The 16,350-nt window shown below is 48.2% G+C and carries 15 protein-coding genes; 8 read left to right on the top strand and 7 right to left on the bottom strand.

Features of this window, described 5'->3' with window-relative positions; all coding sequences use genetic code 11:
• Positions 1–65 precede the first annotated feature (65 nt).
• Positions 66–905, top strand: coding sequence for a sulfotransferase domain-containing protein (locus tag NY07_RS01295; protein WP_033537524.1), 840 nt, complete (start codon positions 66–68; stop codon positions 903–905).
• Positions 906–977: 72 nt separating this feature from the next.
• Here the strand turns inward: NY07_RS01295 and NY07_RS01290 are convergent, their stop codons facing one another.
• From NY07_RS01290 to NY07_RS19575, 3 genes are all read right to left on the bottom strand, one after another.
• Positions 978–1,508, bottom strand: a complete 531-nt coding sequence (locus NY07_RS01290) for an outer membrane beta-barrel protein (protein WP_033537523.1) — start codon at positions 1,506–1,508, stop codon at positions 978–980.
• Positions 1,509–1,719: 211 nt separating this feature from the next.
• Positions 1,720–2,460, bottom strand: a complete 741-nt coding sequence (locus NY07_RS01285) for a cytochrome b/b6 domain-containing protein (protein WP_033537522.1) — start codon at positions 2,458–2,460, stop codon at positions 1,720–1,722.
• A gap of 192 nt (positions 2,461–2,652) precedes the next feature.
• Positions 2,653–3,537 carry a choice-of-anchor H family protein gene (locus NY07_RS19575; protein WP_052125442.1) on the bottom strand — a complete coding sequence of 295 codons (885 nt, stop codon included), beginning with the start codon at positions 3,535–3,537 and terminating at the stop codon, positions 2,653–2,655.
• 263 nt (positions 3,538–3,800) lie between these two features.
• On the opposite strand from NY07_RS19575, the gene NY07_RS01275 reads away from it, so the two are divergent.
• From NY07_RS01275 to NY07_RS01265, 3 genes are read left to right on the top strand one after another with little or no spacing between them, the layout of a single operon-like run.
• A complete protein-coding gene (locus NY07_RS01275; RefSeq protein WP_033537521.1) occupies positions 3,801–4,118 on the top strand; it encodes a PepSY domain-containing protein in 318 nt (105 codons plus the stop codon).
• Positions 4,119–4,145: 27 nt separating this feature from the next.
• Positions 4,146–4,829 carry a response regulator transcription factor gene (locus tag NY07_RS01270; protein ID WP_033537520.1) on the top strand — a complete coding sequence of 228 codons (684 nt, stop codon included), beginning with the start codon at positions 4,146–4,148 and terminating at the stop codon, positions 4,827–4,829.
• Positions 4,830–4,843: 14 nt separating this feature from the next.
• Complete coding sequence (locus NY07_RS01265; protein WP_033537519.1) at positions 4,844–6,256, top strand: ATP-binding protein; 1,413 nt, start codon at positions 4,844–4,846, stop codon at positions 6,254–6,256.
• A 45-nt stretch (positions 6,257–6,301) separates the two neighbouring features.
• Here NY07_RS01265 and NY07_RS01260 read toward each other — a convergent pair whose 3' ends face one another.
• Positions 6,302–7,615: a diguanylate cyclase domain-containing protein gene (locus NY07_RS01260; protein ID WP_052125441.1), complete on the bottom strand. Its 1,314-nt coding sequence runs from the start codon at positions 7,613–7,615 to the stop codon at positions 6,302–6,304.
• Positions 7,616–7,913: 298 nt separating this feature from the next.
• On the opposite strand from NY07_RS01260, the gene NY07_RS01255 reads away from it, so the two are divergent.
• Positions 7,914–9,407, top strand: coding sequence for a DUF3300 domain-containing protein (locus NY07_RS01255; RefSeq protein ID WP_033537518.1), 1,494 nt, complete (start codon positions 7,914–7,916; stop codon positions 9,405–9,407).
• A gap of 279 nt (positions 9,408–9,686) precedes the next feature.
• Positions 9,687–10,037, top strand: coding sequence for a putative quinol monooxygenase (locus NY07_RS01250; protein WP_033537517.1), 351 nt, complete (start codon positions 9,687–9,689; stop codon positions 10,035–10,037).
• Between the two features lie 82 nt (positions 10,038–10,119).
• On the opposite strand, the gene NY07_RS01245 is transcribed toward NY07_RS01250, so the two are convergent.
• Complete coding sequence (locus NY07_RS01245; RefSeq protein ID WP_033537516.1) at positions 10,120–11,187, bottom strand: M43 family zinc metalloprotease; 1,068 nt, start codon at positions 11,185–11,187, stop codon at positions 10,120–10,122.
• A gap of 418 nt (positions 11,188–11,605) precedes the next feature.
• On the opposite strand from NY07_RS01245, the gene NY07_RS01240 reads away from it, so the two are divergent.
• Positions 11,606–11,968 (top strand): group I truncated hemoglobin, encoded by a 363-nt coding sequence (locus NY07_RS01240; protein ID WP_033537515.1) that lies wholly within the window; start codon positions 11,606–11,608, stop codon positions 11,966–11,968.
• A gap of 48 nt (positions 11,969–12,016) precedes the next feature.
• Here the strand turns inward: NY07_RS01240 and NY07_RS01235 are convergent, their stop codons facing one another.
• Positions 12,017–12,787, bottom strand: a complete 771-nt coding sequence (locus NY07_RS01235) for a hypothetical protein (protein WP_033537766.1) — start codon at positions 12,785–12,787, stop codon at positions 12,017–12,019.
• A 183-nt stretch (positions 12,788–12,970) separates the two neighbouring features.
• Here NY07_RS01235 and NY07_RS01230 point away from each other — a divergent pair, with 183 nt between their 5' ends.
• Entirely contained in the window at positions 12,971–15,052 is a 2,082-nt protein-coding gene (locus tag NY07_RS01230) for an SEL1-like repeat protein (RefSeq protein WP_033537514.1), read from the top strand.
• 58 nt (positions 15,053–15,110) lie between these two features.
• Here the strand turns inward: NY07_RS01230 and nqrF are convergent, their stop codons facing one another.
• Complete coding sequence (nqrF, locus tag NY07_RS01225; protein WP_033537513.1) at positions 15,111–16,328, bottom strand: NADH:ubiquinone reductase (Na(+)-transporting) subunit F; 1,218 nt, start codon at positions 16,326–16,328, stop codon at positions 15,111–15,113.
• Positions 16,329–16,350 lie beyond the last annotated feature (22 nt).

Here is a 16,350-nt window from a genome sequence, read left to right as displayed (position 1 = left end):
TCTTATCCCTGTACTCGGACACACCTACGTCCAGCTGGTCATAAGAATAATGAAAGGACTTATTGATGGGGAATATACTTTGGGTCGCCTCCTATCCCAAATCAGGCAACACTTGGGTTCGTGCGTTTCTTGAGAATTACATTCAAAATGCCGAGCAAGGGATAGATATCAACACAATGCACACTATCTCGACCGCAGAGTCAGCAGCGCACCGTTTTCAAGCCCATCTTCAGGACGGTCGCCAGACAACCGATCTTAGCCTGGAAGAGATCTGCGCCTTGAGACCAACAGTGCAGGCCGATATCGCCAGACAGGCCCACGGCACCACCTTTGTAAAGACCCATAACTACCTGGGAACCTTTAATGATCACCCGCTGCATAACTCCACGGTCACTTCAGGTTCCATCTATATCGTGCGAAACCCCTTGGATGTGACGGTATCTATGGCTAACTACTTTGGTTACAGCATAGATGAAACCATCGCCTATATGGCGGAAGAGATGACAGGCACCCCCAACGAACCCGAAAACGTGCCCCAGGTGATCACCTCCTGGTCGATGCATGTCTCTAGTTGGACTCAAGATCCCGAAGACGCCAAGCTGATCCTGCGTTATGAAGATATCTTAGATAACCCCAAGAAGGTATTTCGCAAAATAGAGTCTTTCCTCGGGCTAAAGAAAGACCCCAACCGACTCAAGAACGCCATTAAGCACTCCTCATTTGCCCAGCTCAAGGCTCAAGAAACCAAGCGAGGATTCGTCGAAAAACATGAAAACGCTAAATCCTTCTTCCGCCAGGGCAGTAAGAATCAGTGGCGTCAGGTATTGAGTGATGAGCAGGTCGCGAAAATCGTCGAGCATCACGGCGAACAGATGGCCAGATTTAAATACTTACCGGGTAAATAACGCACTCAATTAAGCCGAACAAACACAAAAAAACGCAGCCCTTAGCTGCGTTTTTTACATCATCCTCTCGGACTAGAACTGGTAGTGTACGCCCAGATAGACATTGCCCCAATCGCTTTCAACCTGCTGTTCAAGCCCGCTGGCATCAAGATCTGTATAGAGCATCTCGTAGGCGATACGAACATTGACGCCATTTTTAAACGCCATATTAAATCCTGCTCCCCAGAGCCAGCCATCACCATCATAGTCGAGATCGGCATCGACCTTAGTGGCCGCCATCCCCGCCTTGATAAACATCGAATAGGTATTATCAAAATAGTGATGAAACTTAGCGGCGAGCGATAGTTGATTGGCCTTCACATCACCCACATCGACAAAATTATCGGTCAGCACATAGGTGCTCTCCAGGGCGAAGTTTTTACTGAAGTAGTAACCGCCATAGAGACCGTAACTCACGGCTGACTCGTCAAAATCTCCCGCCTCAAGCTGGGAATACCCCGCCATGGCCCCTAAGTAATATCCCTTGATATCGGCAACCGCCATCGCAGATCCTGATGCGGTAAGGCTTGCCAAAGACAGTGCCAGCAAAGATGCGCGCTTCATGCTTCCCCCGGAAACGAAACATTTACAAGTAGCTAACATACTAGACCAAAAATCGCATAAAATTAAGTCTTTAATTCCACCTAGTGCAAAATACCGCCATGGGGTTAACTCACCCAAATCTGATCAAGTCACAGGCCATAAAAAATGCAGCCTGAGCTGCAAATTTTAAATAGGACTCAGCCATAGGATAGTGGCTGGACCGGCAATAGGTTTACTGCTCCTCATCCTCGGCAGGCTTAGTAAGACCCTTATTGCCAGAGATCATTGCAGAAACCAATCCTGGCTGATGCTTTAGCTCGGCAACGATCACCCCTGCCACATGAAGGGCTATCATCAAGATCAAAAGATAAACGCTATACACATGTATCTCACCAGCCAGTGACTTAAAAGGTTTTAAGATCGCGACTTTTTGCGCATCGACGCCAGTATCGTCATAGGGTTTAATGCTGGCACCATCCACACCTGGCTGGGCGATATACTCGCTGATCGCGCCGCCCAATGGTGGATAATAGATATCGGTTCCGGCGCGCACCAATCCAGTTAGCATTATGGTCACCAACAATAACATCATGGCAAATATCGCCAAACGCCCCATAGGGTTATGGCCTAAATACTGAGGTGACTGCCCTTTAGCCAGCTTGGCCTTATACTTGGCTAACCCATTGAGATCCGGCAAGCATTGACTCAGCCGAGCACTCTTGCTGCCAATAACCCCCCAGATCAGCCTGATGGTGAGGTTAACCGCAAACAAGTAACCAACCCAGACATGCAGCGTCTTCAAGCCTATCTTAGCCTCGAGTCCGCTGATGCCTATTTCACCCTTAAATAGCATCACAAAGCCGATAAGAATCATCGTCATAACCAATGCAAGATTAACCCAGTGAAAAATACGCGTGGGTTTGTCCCACACCTTGTATACCTTCACCTGTTCGGCCCTAATCTCTTGTGTCATCGTCTCCCCCATTTCACAGACGTGTACCTAGTGATTGGTAATATACGCCTGTCATGGGCAAAATTTTGTGAAATTTGCTTCATTCGCAGGCTAAATAACCACAATATTTTCATGATTATCTAGCCTTGTCCGATTGGTTTAGCCGAGTATTGGATTCAGTGATTAAATTAGCTAATGAACAAAAGGCGACCACTAGCCCTGCTGGCGACGTCTGAGATAACTCATGCCCACGACTCCCAGCAAGCTCGCCAGCCATCCCATCGAGAGACTACCACCACTCACCACCACTTCCTCATCGACAAAATATTGGTCACGGTCGGCGCTTTCTAGCGGCAAACCATAGAGATCATCCACATCGTCGCTGCTGATGGTCGCCACGATATCGCTGTAACCCACCTCATAGAGATCGATCAACACGTCATAATGATCCGTTGGATAGCCAGCATGTAATGTGGTTAACACTTCAAAGTCATCGTCACTGGCATCATCCACAATAGTGAATACATCAGTGGTGTGGTAGAGCTCCCAAGGCCCGCCATTGCGGCTCAGATAGAGATCGGCATAAACATTGGCATGCTCGCCCAGATAATAACTATGCACATCGGCATCGAAGGTCACACTAAAGGTGCGATAGAAGCCGTCATAGTCAACATCTTCAAACAGACGACTACTGGCCTCGTAGATAGCAAATTCATGGTAAATCCCGGCCTCGAGCCGCTGGGCCGACGACTTTAACGTCTTACCGGCGACTTGTGTATATGCCTGGCGCTCGGCAATCACCTGATCACGGGTCTTGCGCTGCGCCGGTGTCACCGCTTGTAACTTAAGCTGTTCGGCGCTTGCCTTTTGGGTGTCAGTCATCACCTGTGCGGCGCGGCTAAAACCTTGTGACAACGTCTGCTGATCTTGTGCCACACTGACCGATGCAGAGCTTACCCAATCATCCGCCGCCATCACAGCGCCACTGCCCAGCATCACGAGTAGGGCCGCTGCCTGCACAGCATTTGCCAGCTTTCCCAGGCCATCGCGAGAGTTATCCGCCGTGGCCGCACTATTTTCAATCGTGAATCTGTTCATAATCAATCTCCATCAAATGGCTTTTGCCTTGCTTAAGGCCATTAGAAAGGATTGAAAATGAACATAAGCTGAACATTAAAAATTAACCAATTCAATAAGATGGCGGCAATTACAGCATTCAGGTAGCGTTCATCTGGCACTAGCCATAATGCTTGTTAACCTTTGCCCGCAACCTCTTAACTCACATCGCGTTTGAAGGCATATGTTTCTTATTTTTATAGGATCTTTTACACTGTTCGGAGAATTCAACACAGGTGATTTTGATGAAAACAGCCTTAATTTTGCTCGCTACCCTTACGCTGATATTGCCACTGCAAGGGCATGCCTCTGGCTTGGGCATATCGGCGTCGACGAGCAGCATGTTAATCGCTGCTCAAAAAAATACTCATCAAAATCTAAGAGTTAAGAATCGTCAGCAGGCAACACAGATGGTAAAGGGACGCTATAACGCCAAAGTGCTCAGCGTACAATCGACGCGAGTCAACGGCAATCCCGGCTACCGCGCTAAATTGCTCAGCCAAGATGGTGTCGTTTTTTATGTCGCCATCGACGCGGTTACCGGGCAGATGCGCAGGCAATAGACCAGATTAACAACAAAGGACACGCCAATGCGATTACTACTGGTTGAAGACGATTTAGCCCTGCAGGAAAACTTGAAGCAGCACCTGCTCGATGCCCACTACACCATAGATATCGCCAGCGATGGTGAAGAGGGTCTGTTTCAGGGGCAGGAATATCCCTATGACGCAGCCATTATCGATGTCGGTTTGCCGAAACTAGACGGTATCGCCCTCATCGCACAACTTAGGCAACAGGGCATAGACTATCCCATACTGATACTCACCGCCCGCGACAACTGGCAGGACAAGGTTGAAGGGTTAGACGCCGGCGCCGATGACTATCTAACCAAGCCATTTCACCCCGAAGAACTGATCGCTCGCCTCAAGGCGCTGATCCGCCGGGCGGCAGGCAAGTCCAGTCCCCTAATCCAAAATGGCCCCTATTCCCTTAATACCAGCAGCCATGAGATTAAATTTGGCGAACAAAACGTGAGTCTAAGCGGCTCAGAGTACAAGCTATTTGAGTATTTCATGCTGCATATCGGTGAAGTGAAGTCCAAGAGCATACTTATCGAACATATCTATGATCAGGACTTCGATCTCGACTCCAATGTTATCGAGGTCTTTATCCGCCGCCTGCGCAAAAAGCTCGACCCAGACGGTCATTATGGTCTGATTGAGACCCTGCGTGGCCAGGGCTATCGCCTCAAACCACTGGACAACGACAACTAAGCCGAGGCCATTGCATGAGCAGTCTGCGAGCCCCACAGGGCAAACTTAACTCCCTCAGGGTTCGCCTGATCATCAGCGCGCTGCTATTAATCCTGCTGCTGTTACCCACCATCGGCTTTACTCTTAATAACGCCTTTAAACAACAGGTGCTTAATAACGTCAATGAGCAGCTGAGCGCCTACCTCTATTCGGTATTAGCCGTGACTGAGATGGAAGACGACAAACTCTATATGCCAGAGGCGCTGCTGGAAAATCAATTTAATGTTATCGGCTCTGGCCTTTATGCCATTATTGTTCGTCAGAGCAATAACCTAACTGCTAGCAACCGCCAAGGCGACGGCGCAACTGACAATGCCCTCCTTTGGTCATCTAATTCTTTTCTTGGCCTTAGCCTGACAGCACCACTGCCACACCCTAAGGTGGGACGCAGCGAATTTGGCAATATAACGGTGGACGGCAAACCCCATCTCATCTACAGCTTTAGCGTGCGCTTTGCCCCGACTGAGCCGCAATCATTAAGTGCCCCCATTACCGTCCACATCATCAAAGACTTGGCTGGTGTCGAGCAGCAACAACAGGTCTTTAGTCAACACCTCTGGACCTGGCTGTTTATCTTGACGACCGTCTTGCTGGCGACGCAATTTGCCTGGCTGGCCTGGACACTAAAACCCCTGGCCCGCTTTAAAGAGGAGCTTGGACAAGTACAGCGCGGCGAGGCGCAGCAGCTCAGCGGTCACTACCCCAACGAATTGCAGGATGTGGCCAAACAGCTCAACACCCTACTCAGTACCGAGCAGCGCCAGCGCAGCCGCTATCGTAATGCGCTTTCTGATTTGGCCCACAGCCTGAAGACCCCCTTAGCCGTGATTCAAAGTCAAAAAGATCTCAGTGCGACCTCACAGGAACAGGTGAGTCAGATTAACCGCACCATAGGCCATCAGCTCAAACGGGCGCAAAGCGCGGCCGGTAACGCCTGGCATCTGGGGATTAAGGTCAATCAAGTCTCAGATAAACTGCTGCGTACCTTGGTCAAGATCCACCCTGATGTGCAACTGAACTATGGCAAGGTGCCTGACAACCAAGATATCTTTTATGGCGATCAGAGCGATCTGACCGAGATGTTGGGTAACCTGCTGGATAACGCTTGTAAAGCCGCGCAATCACGAGTCGAACTCAGTGTTGAAAGCCGCTCAGGCAAGCTCATTATCAGCGTCGAAGATGATGGGCAAGGCATTAGCCCGGCTCAGCGGCAAACCATCTTAGAACGGGGAAAGCGCGCCGACACCTATGCGAAGGGACATGGTATCGGGTTGGCCATAGTGCGTGACTTGGTGGACAGCTATCAGGGCTCACTATCCATAGATGAGAGTAAGAGCTTAGGTGGCGCCAAGTTTGAACTCATGTTTGAACAACAATTTGCGAGTTAATGCTGGCCTAAGGTTAGCCTCAAGGTTTGCTGGCACTGCTCAAGGTTAAGACTCCGTATGCTGTTGGCTATTGTCTTCAAGCATCTTGGACTCGAAATAGACCAGTTTTTGCAGTCCCTCTCGCTTAGACACGTACATGGCAATATCGGCATATCGAATCAAGGTTTCACTGTTTTGGCAGTCCTGAGGCACCAGTGCGGCACCGAGACTGAAGTGCAGCGGCAGCTCTTCCCCTTGGTAACTAAAGCTACCTTGCATTTTTGCGACGACCCCAGCTAGGGTTTTATGAACTTCTTCTACGCTGCTCATATCACTGAGCAAGATAATAAACTCGTCACCACCGTAGCGATAAATACCGTCGCTGCGCCGCAAACTCTGGGTTAGTCTTGTTGCCAGCACTTTCAAAAGCTGATCTCCGCAATGATGACCATGCTTGTCGTTTATCTGTTTGAAATTGTCGATATCCAAAAACAGTAATGCCAAAATAGTCTCTTTGTGCAGCGCCTGCTCTATCGCATGGCTTATGTCTTTAAACAGACAAACCCTATTACTGACTCCCGTGAGTTCATCGAGATGCGCCTGTTTATGCAGTTGCTGATGCTTTTGAAACACGGCTTCGCTCATTTTGTAAAATGAGGACATCAAGTAACTGATCTCGTTGTTGGGCAAGAAATCGGTCAGGTGTTGACGTTCCCCCGCCTCCATTCGCTTTGTGGCATCGACTAATTTAGTTAAGGGGGCAAACAAATCTTTTCTGATCAGCACAAAGATTGCCAATGCCAAAAACAGAGTCACTATGATTTCAATGATAAAAACAGTCCTAATATCACTTATCACCTCGCTGAGCTCGGCCACACGAATGTCGAGTAAGCGCTGCTCTTCGCGATTAAAATCATCGATATAATGACGAATATTATCCATATATTCTTGGCCCAAATTACTGCGCACCAGTGCCATAGCAGCAACTTGGTCTTGCTCGTAAAGCGCTAATGACTCTTTTAACTCGGCTATTTTAAACTCCACCTCTGCGCTCAAGCGCCCTAACAGTTGTTGCTGTTTCAGGTTGTCCTGGGTGAGTATTGTGAGCTTATTCAGCAAGTCGTCGATGGTGTTAAGCGAAAGGTTATAAGGCTGAAGATAATGCCTTTGGCCCGTGAGCAGATACCCCCTCTGCCCCGTCTCGGCATTGGCCAGCGCCAATAAAAGCTGATCTGAGTAGGACAGCAAGGTATGGGTATGATTAACCCAACTCAATTTCTGCTCACTCTTTTGCTCTAAAAAGTAAGCCATGAATATATTGGCAAATACAAATAGGAATAACAGCGTCAGCAAACCTAATAGTTTTTTCTGAATACTCACCTAGCACCCGCTCTCCGTCTGCCCCATAATTCTCTCCCGCAGGGGGATGATGTTAGTTATTTTTCCCCTGTTTACCTTGAGCTTTTATATCTATTAACACACCGAATCATTACGGCTAATAAGCTGATATGATTACAACTATAGTTGCTTTTCATGTGCTTCGCTCTTCGCTTTTCTCCATCACATGGCTTACGTCAACCAATAGGTATCTCAGGAATAAAATAGCCTTCAGCTAATGTTCATCTTGGGCGGTTTATCATCTGATCAAATCCAATGACAGATAAGCCTAGGAGACGTTATGAAAAGCATCAGACAATGGACTTTGCTCCTGCTCTTTGCCGTTTCACAGTCACTGCTTAGTCCTTCAGTATCGGCACTGGAAGGGGCGCAAGATGCTGCTCAGGAGATACAGTTTAGCAACGCCGAGTTAGCACAGATGCTGGCTCCAATCGCACTATATCCAGACAGTTTGCTCACCCATATTTTGATTGCTTCCACCTACCCGCTTGAGGTCGTTCAGGCCAAGCGTTGGCGTGACAAGCATCAAAACTTAGACAGCGCTGAAGCAGTCAAACGCGCAGAGAAGCAAGATTGGGATCCCAGCGTCACCGCTTTGGTTGCCTTTCCCGATGTGCTGCAACGCCTGAGCGACGATCTTGAATGGACCCAGAAACTCGGCGATGCCTTCCTGCAAGATGAGGGTCGGGTTTTAGATAGCATTCAAGGCCTGAGACAGCAGGCAGAAGAGGCCGACGCCTTCGATGAGATGAAAAATATGCGCGTCACTAAGGTCAATCGTCAGATCATCATAGAGCCGGTGCAGCCGGAGGTGATCTATGTGCCTTACTATGACACCCGTGTGGTCTATGGACACTGGCACTGGTATAACTACCCACCCGTTTATTGGGCCTATCCACCGAGCTATGGTTACTATCGCCCAGGGCATTTTTCAAGCCACTTTTACTGGAACAGCGGGATTCGCATCAGTTTTAACTTCTTTTTCAGTGCCTTTAGCTGGAGACACCGTCACATTGTGGTGACTCACCATCACCATACGGCGCACTATCGTCCCCACAAACGCATAGTGACTAGTCACGGCGCACAGCGCTGGAACCATAAACCGGCACATCGACACGGTGTTGCCTACCGCTCGCCTAAGGTCAAGGCTCGCTATGGTCAATATCGCCCAAACCGTTATGATGTCAAGCAGCACAAAAATGTCGGACGCCATGACAAAATGAATCCGGCTAAACATCAAGGCTCAGCGCAGATCCAAGCACGTCGAGAGCAAAACTTTAGCCACAAACTAAGTGATACTCGTCAGCACAAGGTCACTCGCGCCGATAAACATCAGCAGCCGACCAAATACTATGAAAAAAGGGACAAGCTCAACCTAAAAGGCGAGCCAAAGGCCGACCGAGCTTCGGGCAATAAAACCAAGGATTGGTCACATCAGAGCCAAGGGCAAAGGGATAAGAGCCTTCAGCGTGATAAGAGCCTTCAGCGCAACAACGGCTATCAGCGAGATAAGAGCCCTCAGCGCGACAGCGGCTATCAGCGTGATAAAGGGCTTCAACGTGACAAGAGCCTTCAGCCCAATAACTTTCAAAGAGAGCGGAGCCCTCAGCCCAATAACTTTCAAAGAGAGCGGAGCCCTCAGCCCAACGCCTTTCAAAGAGAGCGAAGCCCTCAGCCAAAGAGCTATCAGCGAAATAACAGCCATCAGTCCACACAGGCCCGCGGCGCAGCGTCTCACAGCCAGCAAGGTCGTATTAAACAGCGAGATCACTAAAACCAACTCAGGCGGCGAGCTAGACTCGCCGTCACCTGTCTGCTCACCCACCTGCCAAAGTCAGCCTTCCTGCCTCGCCAGTCGCTCACATACTTCGCCAAATACTGCTCGCAGCCCCAAAATAATGAGGGTGAGATAATGTGACTCCCAATAAATTGTCGACCTAACAGGGCTAGTGATTCCTTCACCAATGGCTTTGACAGGTAGCAAAAAGGCCTCGGCTTCAACCCATAGAAAAACTAGGCTAAACTCGGTCTTTATTCTGAGGAGAACTTACCCATGTCCACTCGTGTTTTTGTGATAGCCCAGTTTCGCCCCAAGGCGGGCAAGGAAGCCGAACTCTTTGAAGTACTCAAGGCACTGGAGCCCGACTCATTGCGGGAACAGGGGTGTATTCAGTACATTCTCACCCGTCAGATAGACCATCCGAGTGCCAGCCGCACCGACTATCCTATCGTCTTCAACGAGATCTGGGCCGATGGCGAAAGCTGGGCGGCTCACGGTCGTCGCCAGCAGATCACGCACTTCTTTGAGACTCAGGTAAGCTCCCCCGCCGGCTTAGTGGATGATGCCATAGTGACTGCCTATACCGACGAGGGCTATGAATATGACGCCCCGGTATTTGTCTAGCAATTTAACTAATCCAAAGCAAACCAGCCTAACCCAAACAAAAAAACGCAGCCAAGGCTGCGTTTTTTAATGGCTTTCTGTATTAGTTAGCCACACCAGTCGCGGCCAGGTTTGGCGCCGACCAGAGGGTCACACGAGCCTGACTATCCAGACCATTGGTCATACGGGCTACCTGATCTTGGGTGAAATTGGCATATTGATCTGAGTAAGCCATAAAGTTCTGCCAGTTGATGGTTTGGCCCATGCAGTTCACTACGCCGCCATCACCTGGGTTCATCTGCCAGCTGTTTTGCTGCGGCGTGTCACAGTTCTGATCGCCTGTGGTATCACAGCGACGCTCCATGCCACGCTTACAACCACCTTCGAAGGTATGGATCAGATCCAGGAAGTGACCGAACTCATGGGTCAATACTGAGCGGAAGTTCTCATCGGTATTGCTCCCCAAATAGGCGCCGTTGTAGGTCACACGTGCCAGGCCTTCATTGGACATGGTGGAGTCCGGATACCAGGCCACACCAGAGTTATTGGTGACACCATCGGCATAGAGATCGTTCTGAATGTAGACATTCATATACTTGTAGTTATCCCAATGATCCCGTTTCACGTCGGAGCTTGAGTAGTTGCCCGCCCCAGAAGACGCCGGATGATAGATGATACCGGAAGTGGGATTACCATTAGGATCGATACTGGCTAGGCGAAACTCGATATTGAGCGCCTGCTTTACCCCCTGGAACTCGGGATCGATATCGGCAAAATCCGCTGTGCGTCCCTGAAAGTCTTCATTAGTCTTGTTAAGCGCATCGATGATCACCGCATCGTTGACTGTCTTGCCATTGAACTCTGTTCCATAGACATGAAACACCACCGGAATCACATAGTTTGGTGTCGTCGACAGCGCCAGCGCTTGGGGGGTATCCCCCAGCTCTTCGAGAGCGTCGCTACCAGGCTTAGCCATGGCACGCTTACGCTCAAACAACTTGGCATGGCGCGCCTTAGCCTCATCTAAAGCGGCGGGGAAATTACGATAATGCTGAGCATTGATCTCGCCAGCCTTACAATGGTCGGCAGCAAATTCAGGTTGTTTGGCGCTCACACTGGCAGAGCTCGTTAACAGGGCAGCCAAAATGGCTAATGTAAGTTTATGGGTCATGTTATTAGTCACTCTTATTGTTAGGTTTTAGGTTAATTAGCCATATCCTTGGTGTATTAGCTTCCCTCCAGACGAATAACAACATTACCTAAGAGATAAAATACTCTGTATACAATATACCCAAATAAAAACAGGTGTAAATCAAAATGTGAACAAATTGTAAGGTTCACAGGAGTGCAACGCCTGCTCACCACCTTCATCTCATGCCCTTAAAAAACGGCTGCTTAGGCAAATATCATCCTGCAGACAAGCTTTTAATAGCCAGAAGCCCTAAAGAATCATCCGCTTACAAATTAACTCGCCTTCACGGTAACTGACGCGGCTAACGCAGCATCGCCTCTCCTGATGACAACTACAATTGATCATCTAAGTAAGGAGATACCGACCTCCAGGTGTCGGCAACCAGTGAGGCAAGACTATGAGTGATGCCACGCTTTATGAACGTCTTGGCGGTGAGACTCAGATAGCCAAGATAGCGACAGATATTTTTGATACCCATGCAGACAATCCCGATATCGCCAGCCGTTACCTCAATTCAGATCGTCACGCCGTAATAGAAAAGGTGACGGAATTTCTCTGCGCCGCAACCGGCGGGCCACAGGAATATACGGGTAAGAGCATGATTGAGACGCACAAGACCATGAACATCAATGAAAAGGAGTATTTAGCCGTATTGGACGACATTATGCTGGTGTTAGATAAACATCAGGTGGGACAACAAGAGAAGCAGGAATTACTGCTCGCCGCCTACTCGCTTAAAGGCGAAATCATCGGCCGATAAACCACAATGACCGATAACCTAAATCGATAGGTTATCGGACGCGCGCTGCTAATAGCCCGTCTGCTCTCCCGCCCTGGCCCTAAGCAGCTTAAACTTATGAAATCCCAGACGTCTGAGTCGGGTGAGGTCAAAATCTACCATGCCCTGCATCTCGCGGGCCTTGAGGTCTTGCGAACATTTAAACTCGCCACCATTGCCCTTATTAAACTTAGAGATAGACTTGTAGCAGGTGCGAGCCGGACAGGTATAGGCACATCCTGCGTTGGCGAATAGACGGATGCGATCTTTATGTTGCAGCGCGCTCAAGAACGCCTCGTCATCATTGAGTACCATGGGCAAGACCACAGTGTCATAGAGTGTAAACGCCTCCTCAACCTGCTCGGCCTTGGTTAAATTTTTAATCACACTGGCTTCGATGTCATAGTCGGGAAACTCCTGCTTAATCCAATAAGCCAGGTCGTCATTGGTGCAGATAATGGAATTGCGTTTGTGATGATATTTGGCCAGCAAGGATCGATTGGCGTCAAATTCCTCCTTAGTGGCAAAGTGGTTGGTAAAAGGGATCCTGATACCAATATTGTTATCAGCCAACAAGCCTACATCCCGCTCAGACAACTGTCGCATCAGATAAAAACGGCCACCATATAGGCTAGAGCGCTCCACAAAACCAAATACGCTCTCTACCTGGGCCAGTGGCACTGCACCAAAGTGTTGCCTTAAAAACTTCATCACAGATTGGTGATCGGCCTTGCCCCTGGCCGACACGGTATAGGTACTCTTTGGCGTTATGCTCTCACTGCCCGCTAGCTCGTCGCTCATATCATTCGCTTTATTAACCTTTAGATAACAAAACAATATAGAGATCCCCAACTACAGGCTCCTTGATGTAGATCAAACCATAATGACAGTCCCTAAATTGCCTGAGCCGCAATATAGACATTTACTTTTTCCTAGCCCTAACGATATGATGCAAAAGCATTAAACAAATGTTAAAGGAATGACATGTACCGTACCATTTCGACTTTATTTTGCCTAGGAATCCTAAGTGCTTGCGTTGCAACTAACACTAACCCCCCTTCCTCCGAGATGGCTAGTAATCCGTCTATCGATCTACAGGTAGAAAGCTCAAAATTAACAAGCGAGGAAAAGCTAACGCTAGCGCAGCAATACTATGAAAGTGGTCAGCCCGAAAAAGCATTCATGCTATATAAAGAGACTGCAAACGAGGGACTACCCAGAGCTCAGAGTGAATTAGGGTTAATCTATGATGTTGGCGCACTAGGTATTAAAGAAGACAACGAACTTGCATTTCACTGGTATCTAAAAGCCGCAAAACAGCATGATACCCAAGCCTTAATAAACCTTGCAGCGTTTTACCGAAATGGTGAGTTTGTCGATCAAAACCTCGATCAAGCGATAGATTATTATCAGCGAGCAATTTCGTTGAACGCTCCAATGGCTTCATGCGAGTTAGGATTTCTCTATTTAGACGAGCCAGCCAGGAAGGACTTGCTAAAGGCCGAGGCAAACTTTTTACTTGGTGCTAAGCAACAGCTAGCTTCCTGTTATCTAGGTTTAGCGTATCTCTACCATTTTGAAAAAGACAACGTTAAGCAATCATTTGAATGGTACAAACTCGCTGCCGACGCAGGTAATGCTTCTGCTCAGTACAATTTGGCGACTATATATTTCGATGGCGTAGCCACCAAAGTAGACCCCGAGAAGGGTGTACATTACCTTCTATTGGCCGTTGAGCAAAACCATAAATCTGCTGTTGGTTATATGGCCAATATGTACGATTTCGGTTGGTTTGTAGAGCAAGACCAGAAGTTAGCTATACAGATTTACCAGAGAGCCGCGGAATTAGGTGATGCGGGATCTATGGTTAACTTAGCGACCTATTTTGAATCTGGACAATACGTTCCTCAAGATATTGATACGGCTCTAAAGTTATACCAGCTTGCGGCTCAACAAAATAATGCACTAGCGCTAAACAACATGGCTTCTATCTACTTCAATGGCAATCATGTTGAACGAAATACGGCATTAGGGCTAGAGCTTTTCAATAAAGCGGCGACCATGAATAATCCCCAAGCTTTATATAATTTGGGCACCATCTATCGAGATGGAAACTCTGTTAAGCGGGACAGAACTAAAGCCTTGTCTCTTTTTCAACAATCAGCAGATCTCGGCTTAGAGCAAGCCTACTTTGAAGTAGGTAAAGCCTATCATTTAGGCTTAGGAACAGAAAAAAATGATCAACTCGCACTCCCCTACTTATTAGAGATAGCTGAAGGTAACTCCCTAGCAACCCACTACCTAGGGGTCATCTACTACAAAAGCGATTTAGTCGAGCACGATATTGATAAAGCCATTGCATATTTTGAGAAAGCTCACTCACAAGGAGAAATTGACTCGACCGTTAACTTAGGTCAACTATACGAATATGGTAGCCCCAACCATCATGATTTAGACCTAGCTATCGCTTGGTATAAGAAAGGCATTGAAGGAGAACATCCTTATGCTTATATGCGGTTAGGTCTACTCTATATGAACGGAGAAGGCGTGCCTCAAAACATGCAATATGGCCTTGAGCTCTACACCACTTTTTGCAAGTTACGAAACTATAACGAAAACATGAAACTTGGAAATCTCTTTTTCTTTGGAAATGAGATTAAGCAGGACTACCTACAAGCCCGTCATTTTTACGAATTGGCACTCAAGCAACAAGATTCAACTGCCGCGAATAATCTTGGAGAGATGTATCGCCTAGGCCTTGGTGTTAAGCAAGACATTGAGCAAGCCGTTAGCCTCTATCGTTCTGCCGCAGAGTGGCATGGGCAAACAACAGCCATGTTAAATCTCAGTGAACTTTATCTTGAGGGTGAAGGCATCCCCGTTAATGAAGAATTGGGATTAACCTGGCTGAGAAAAGCCGCTGAACATAACGATAGTGAGGCCCAATATAGATTAGGGAAATATTTGCTGGACAGAGAATCCACGACTGCAGGAGAAACCTGGATGAATAAAAGTGCGGATGGTGGTAATCAAAAAGCAATAAAGTATTTGCAAGAAAAGTTATAAATTCCCCACAAAAAACGCAGCCAATGGCTGCGTTTTTTATTTCTTAACAGACTCAGGGTTAATCGCCGAAGTCATCCAGCAGGATATTCTCTTGCTCAACACCTAGGCTTTCCAGCATGTTGATCACCGAGGAGTTCATGATTGGAGGGCCACACATATAGAACTCACAATCTTCCGGCGCCTTATGATTCTTCAGATAGTTCTCATAGAGCACATTATGGATAAAGCCGGTGTAACCGTCCCAGTTGTCCTCAGGGAGCGGATCCGACAGAGCCACATGCCACTCAAAGTTATCGTTCTCAGCCGCCAGTGCGTCAAAATCCTCCTGATAGAAGATCTCACGGCATGAGCGAGCACCATACCAGAAAGTCATCTTACGCTTGGTCTTTTCACCCTTAAGCTGGTTGAAGATATGTGAGCGCATCGGCGCCATACCAGCACCACCACCGATAAACACCATCTCGGCATCTGTCTCTTTGACAAAGAACTCACCAAATGGCCCAGAGATAGTGACCTTGTCACCCGCCTTAAGATTAAAGATATAAGAAGACATCTTGCCCGGCGGCAAACCATCGGCTGGCGGCGTAGCGATACGCACGTTCAGCATGATAATGCCCTTCTCATCAGGGTAGTTAGCCATAGAGTAGGCACGCAGCACATCTTCATCTACGGTCGAAACCAGATCGAACAGGCCATACTTTTCCCAATCGTCACGGTACTCGGTCGGGATATCGAAATCGCTGTATTTCACCTGATGAGCCGGCGCTTCAATTTGAATGTAACCACCGGCCTTAAACTTAACATCTTCACCTTCGGGCAGCTTAAGCAGCAGCTCCTTGATAAAGGTGGCCTGGTTGTCGTTCGAGATCACCTCACACTGCCACTTCTTGACGCCGAAGATCTCCTCTTCCAGCTCAAGTTCCATGTCAGTCTTCACCGCCACCTGACAGGCCAGACGACAACCCTCTTTGGCCTCTTTCTTGTTGATATGGTCGCGTTCGGTAGGCAGAATATCGCCGCCTCCAGACTTCACCTTTACTCGGCACTGACCGCAGGTACCGCCACCGCCGCAAGCAGAAGGAATAAAGATATCCTTGCTTGCCAACGCGCCCAGCAGCTTGTCGCCCGCCGCCGTGGTAATGCTCTTCTCATCGTCATCATTGATGCGAATGCTGACATCACCGTTGATCACTAACTTGCTCTTGGCGACTAAAATCACTATTACCAGCATGCACACGACTATGGTGAACATGCCTATGCCTATTGCCATTTCCATCTAATAACCCTTTTCTTAATGC

It is taken from the genome of Shewanella sp. ECSMB14101 (assembly GCF_000773485.1).
GTDB classification, from domain to species: domain Bacteria; phylum Pseudomonadota; class Gammaproteobacteria; order Enterobacterales; family Shewanellaceae; genus Shewanella; species Shewanella marisflavi.
The sequence above is the reverse complement of the archived record's forward strand: the minus strand, read 5'-3'. Positions and strand labels throughout refer to the sequence as shown.

What these genes read in the sequence shown, in the direction of transcription:
- NY07_RS01295 (WP_033537524.1), top strand. Translation starts at nt 66, where the DNA reads ATGGGGAATATACTTTGGGTCGCCTCCTATCCCAAATCAGGCAACACT.
- NY07_RS01290 (WP_033537523.1), bottom strand. Translation starts at nt 1,508, where the DNA reads ATGAAGCGCGCATCTTTGCTGGCACTGTCTTTGGCAAGCCTTACCGCA.
- NY07_RS01285 (WP_033537522.1), bottom strand. Translation starts at nt 2,460, where the DNA reads ATGACACAAGAGATTAGGGCCGAACAGGTGAAGGTATACAAGGTGTGG.
- NY07_RS19575 (WP_052125442.1), bottom strand. Translation starts at nt 3,537, where the DNA reads ATGAACAGATTCACGATTGAAAATAGTGCGGCCACGGCGGATAACTCT.
- NY07_RS01275 (WP_033537521.1), top strand. Translation starts at nt 3,801, where the DNA reads ATGAAAACAGCCTTAATTTTGCTCGCTACCCTTACGCTGATATTGCCA.
- NY07_RS01270 (WP_033537520.1), top strand. Translation starts at nt 4,146, where the DNA reads ATGCGATTACTACTGGTTGAAGACGATTTAGCCCTGCAGGAAAACTTG.
- NY07_RS01265 (WP_033537519.1), top strand. Translation starts at nt 4,844, where the DNA reads ATGAGCAGTCTGCGAGCCCCACAGGGCAAACTTAACTCCCTCAGGGTT.
- NY07_RS01255 (WP_033537518.1), top strand. Translation starts at nt 7,914, where the DNA reads ATGAAAAGCATCAGACAATGGACTTTGCTCCTGCTCTTTGCCGTTTCA.
- NY07_RS01250 (WP_033537517.1), top strand. Translation starts at nt 9,687, where the DNA reads ATGTCCACTCGTGTTTTTGTGATAGCCCAGTTTCGCCCCAAGGCGGGC.
- NY07_RS01245 (WP_033537516.1), bottom strand. Translation starts at nt 11,187, where the DNA reads ATGACCCATAAACTTACATTAGCCATTTTGGCTGCCCTGTTAACGAGC.
- NY07_RS01240 (WP_033537515.1), top strand. Translation starts at nt 11,606, where the DNA reads ATGAGTGATGCCACGCTTTATGAACGTCTTGGCGGTGAGACTCAGATA.
- NY07_RS01235 (WP_033537766.1), bottom strand. Translation starts at nt 12,787, where the DNA reads ATGAGCGACGAGCTAGCGGGCAGTGAGAGCATAACGCCAAAGAGTACC.
- NY07_RS01230 (WP_033537514.1), top strand. Translation starts at nt 12,971, where the DNA reads ATGTACCGTACCATTTCGACTTTATTTTGCCTAGGAATCCTAAGTGCT.
- nqrF (WP_033537513.1), bottom strand. Translation starts at nt 16,328, where the DNA reads ATGGAAATGGCAATAGGCATAGGCATGTTCACCATAGTCGTGTGCATG.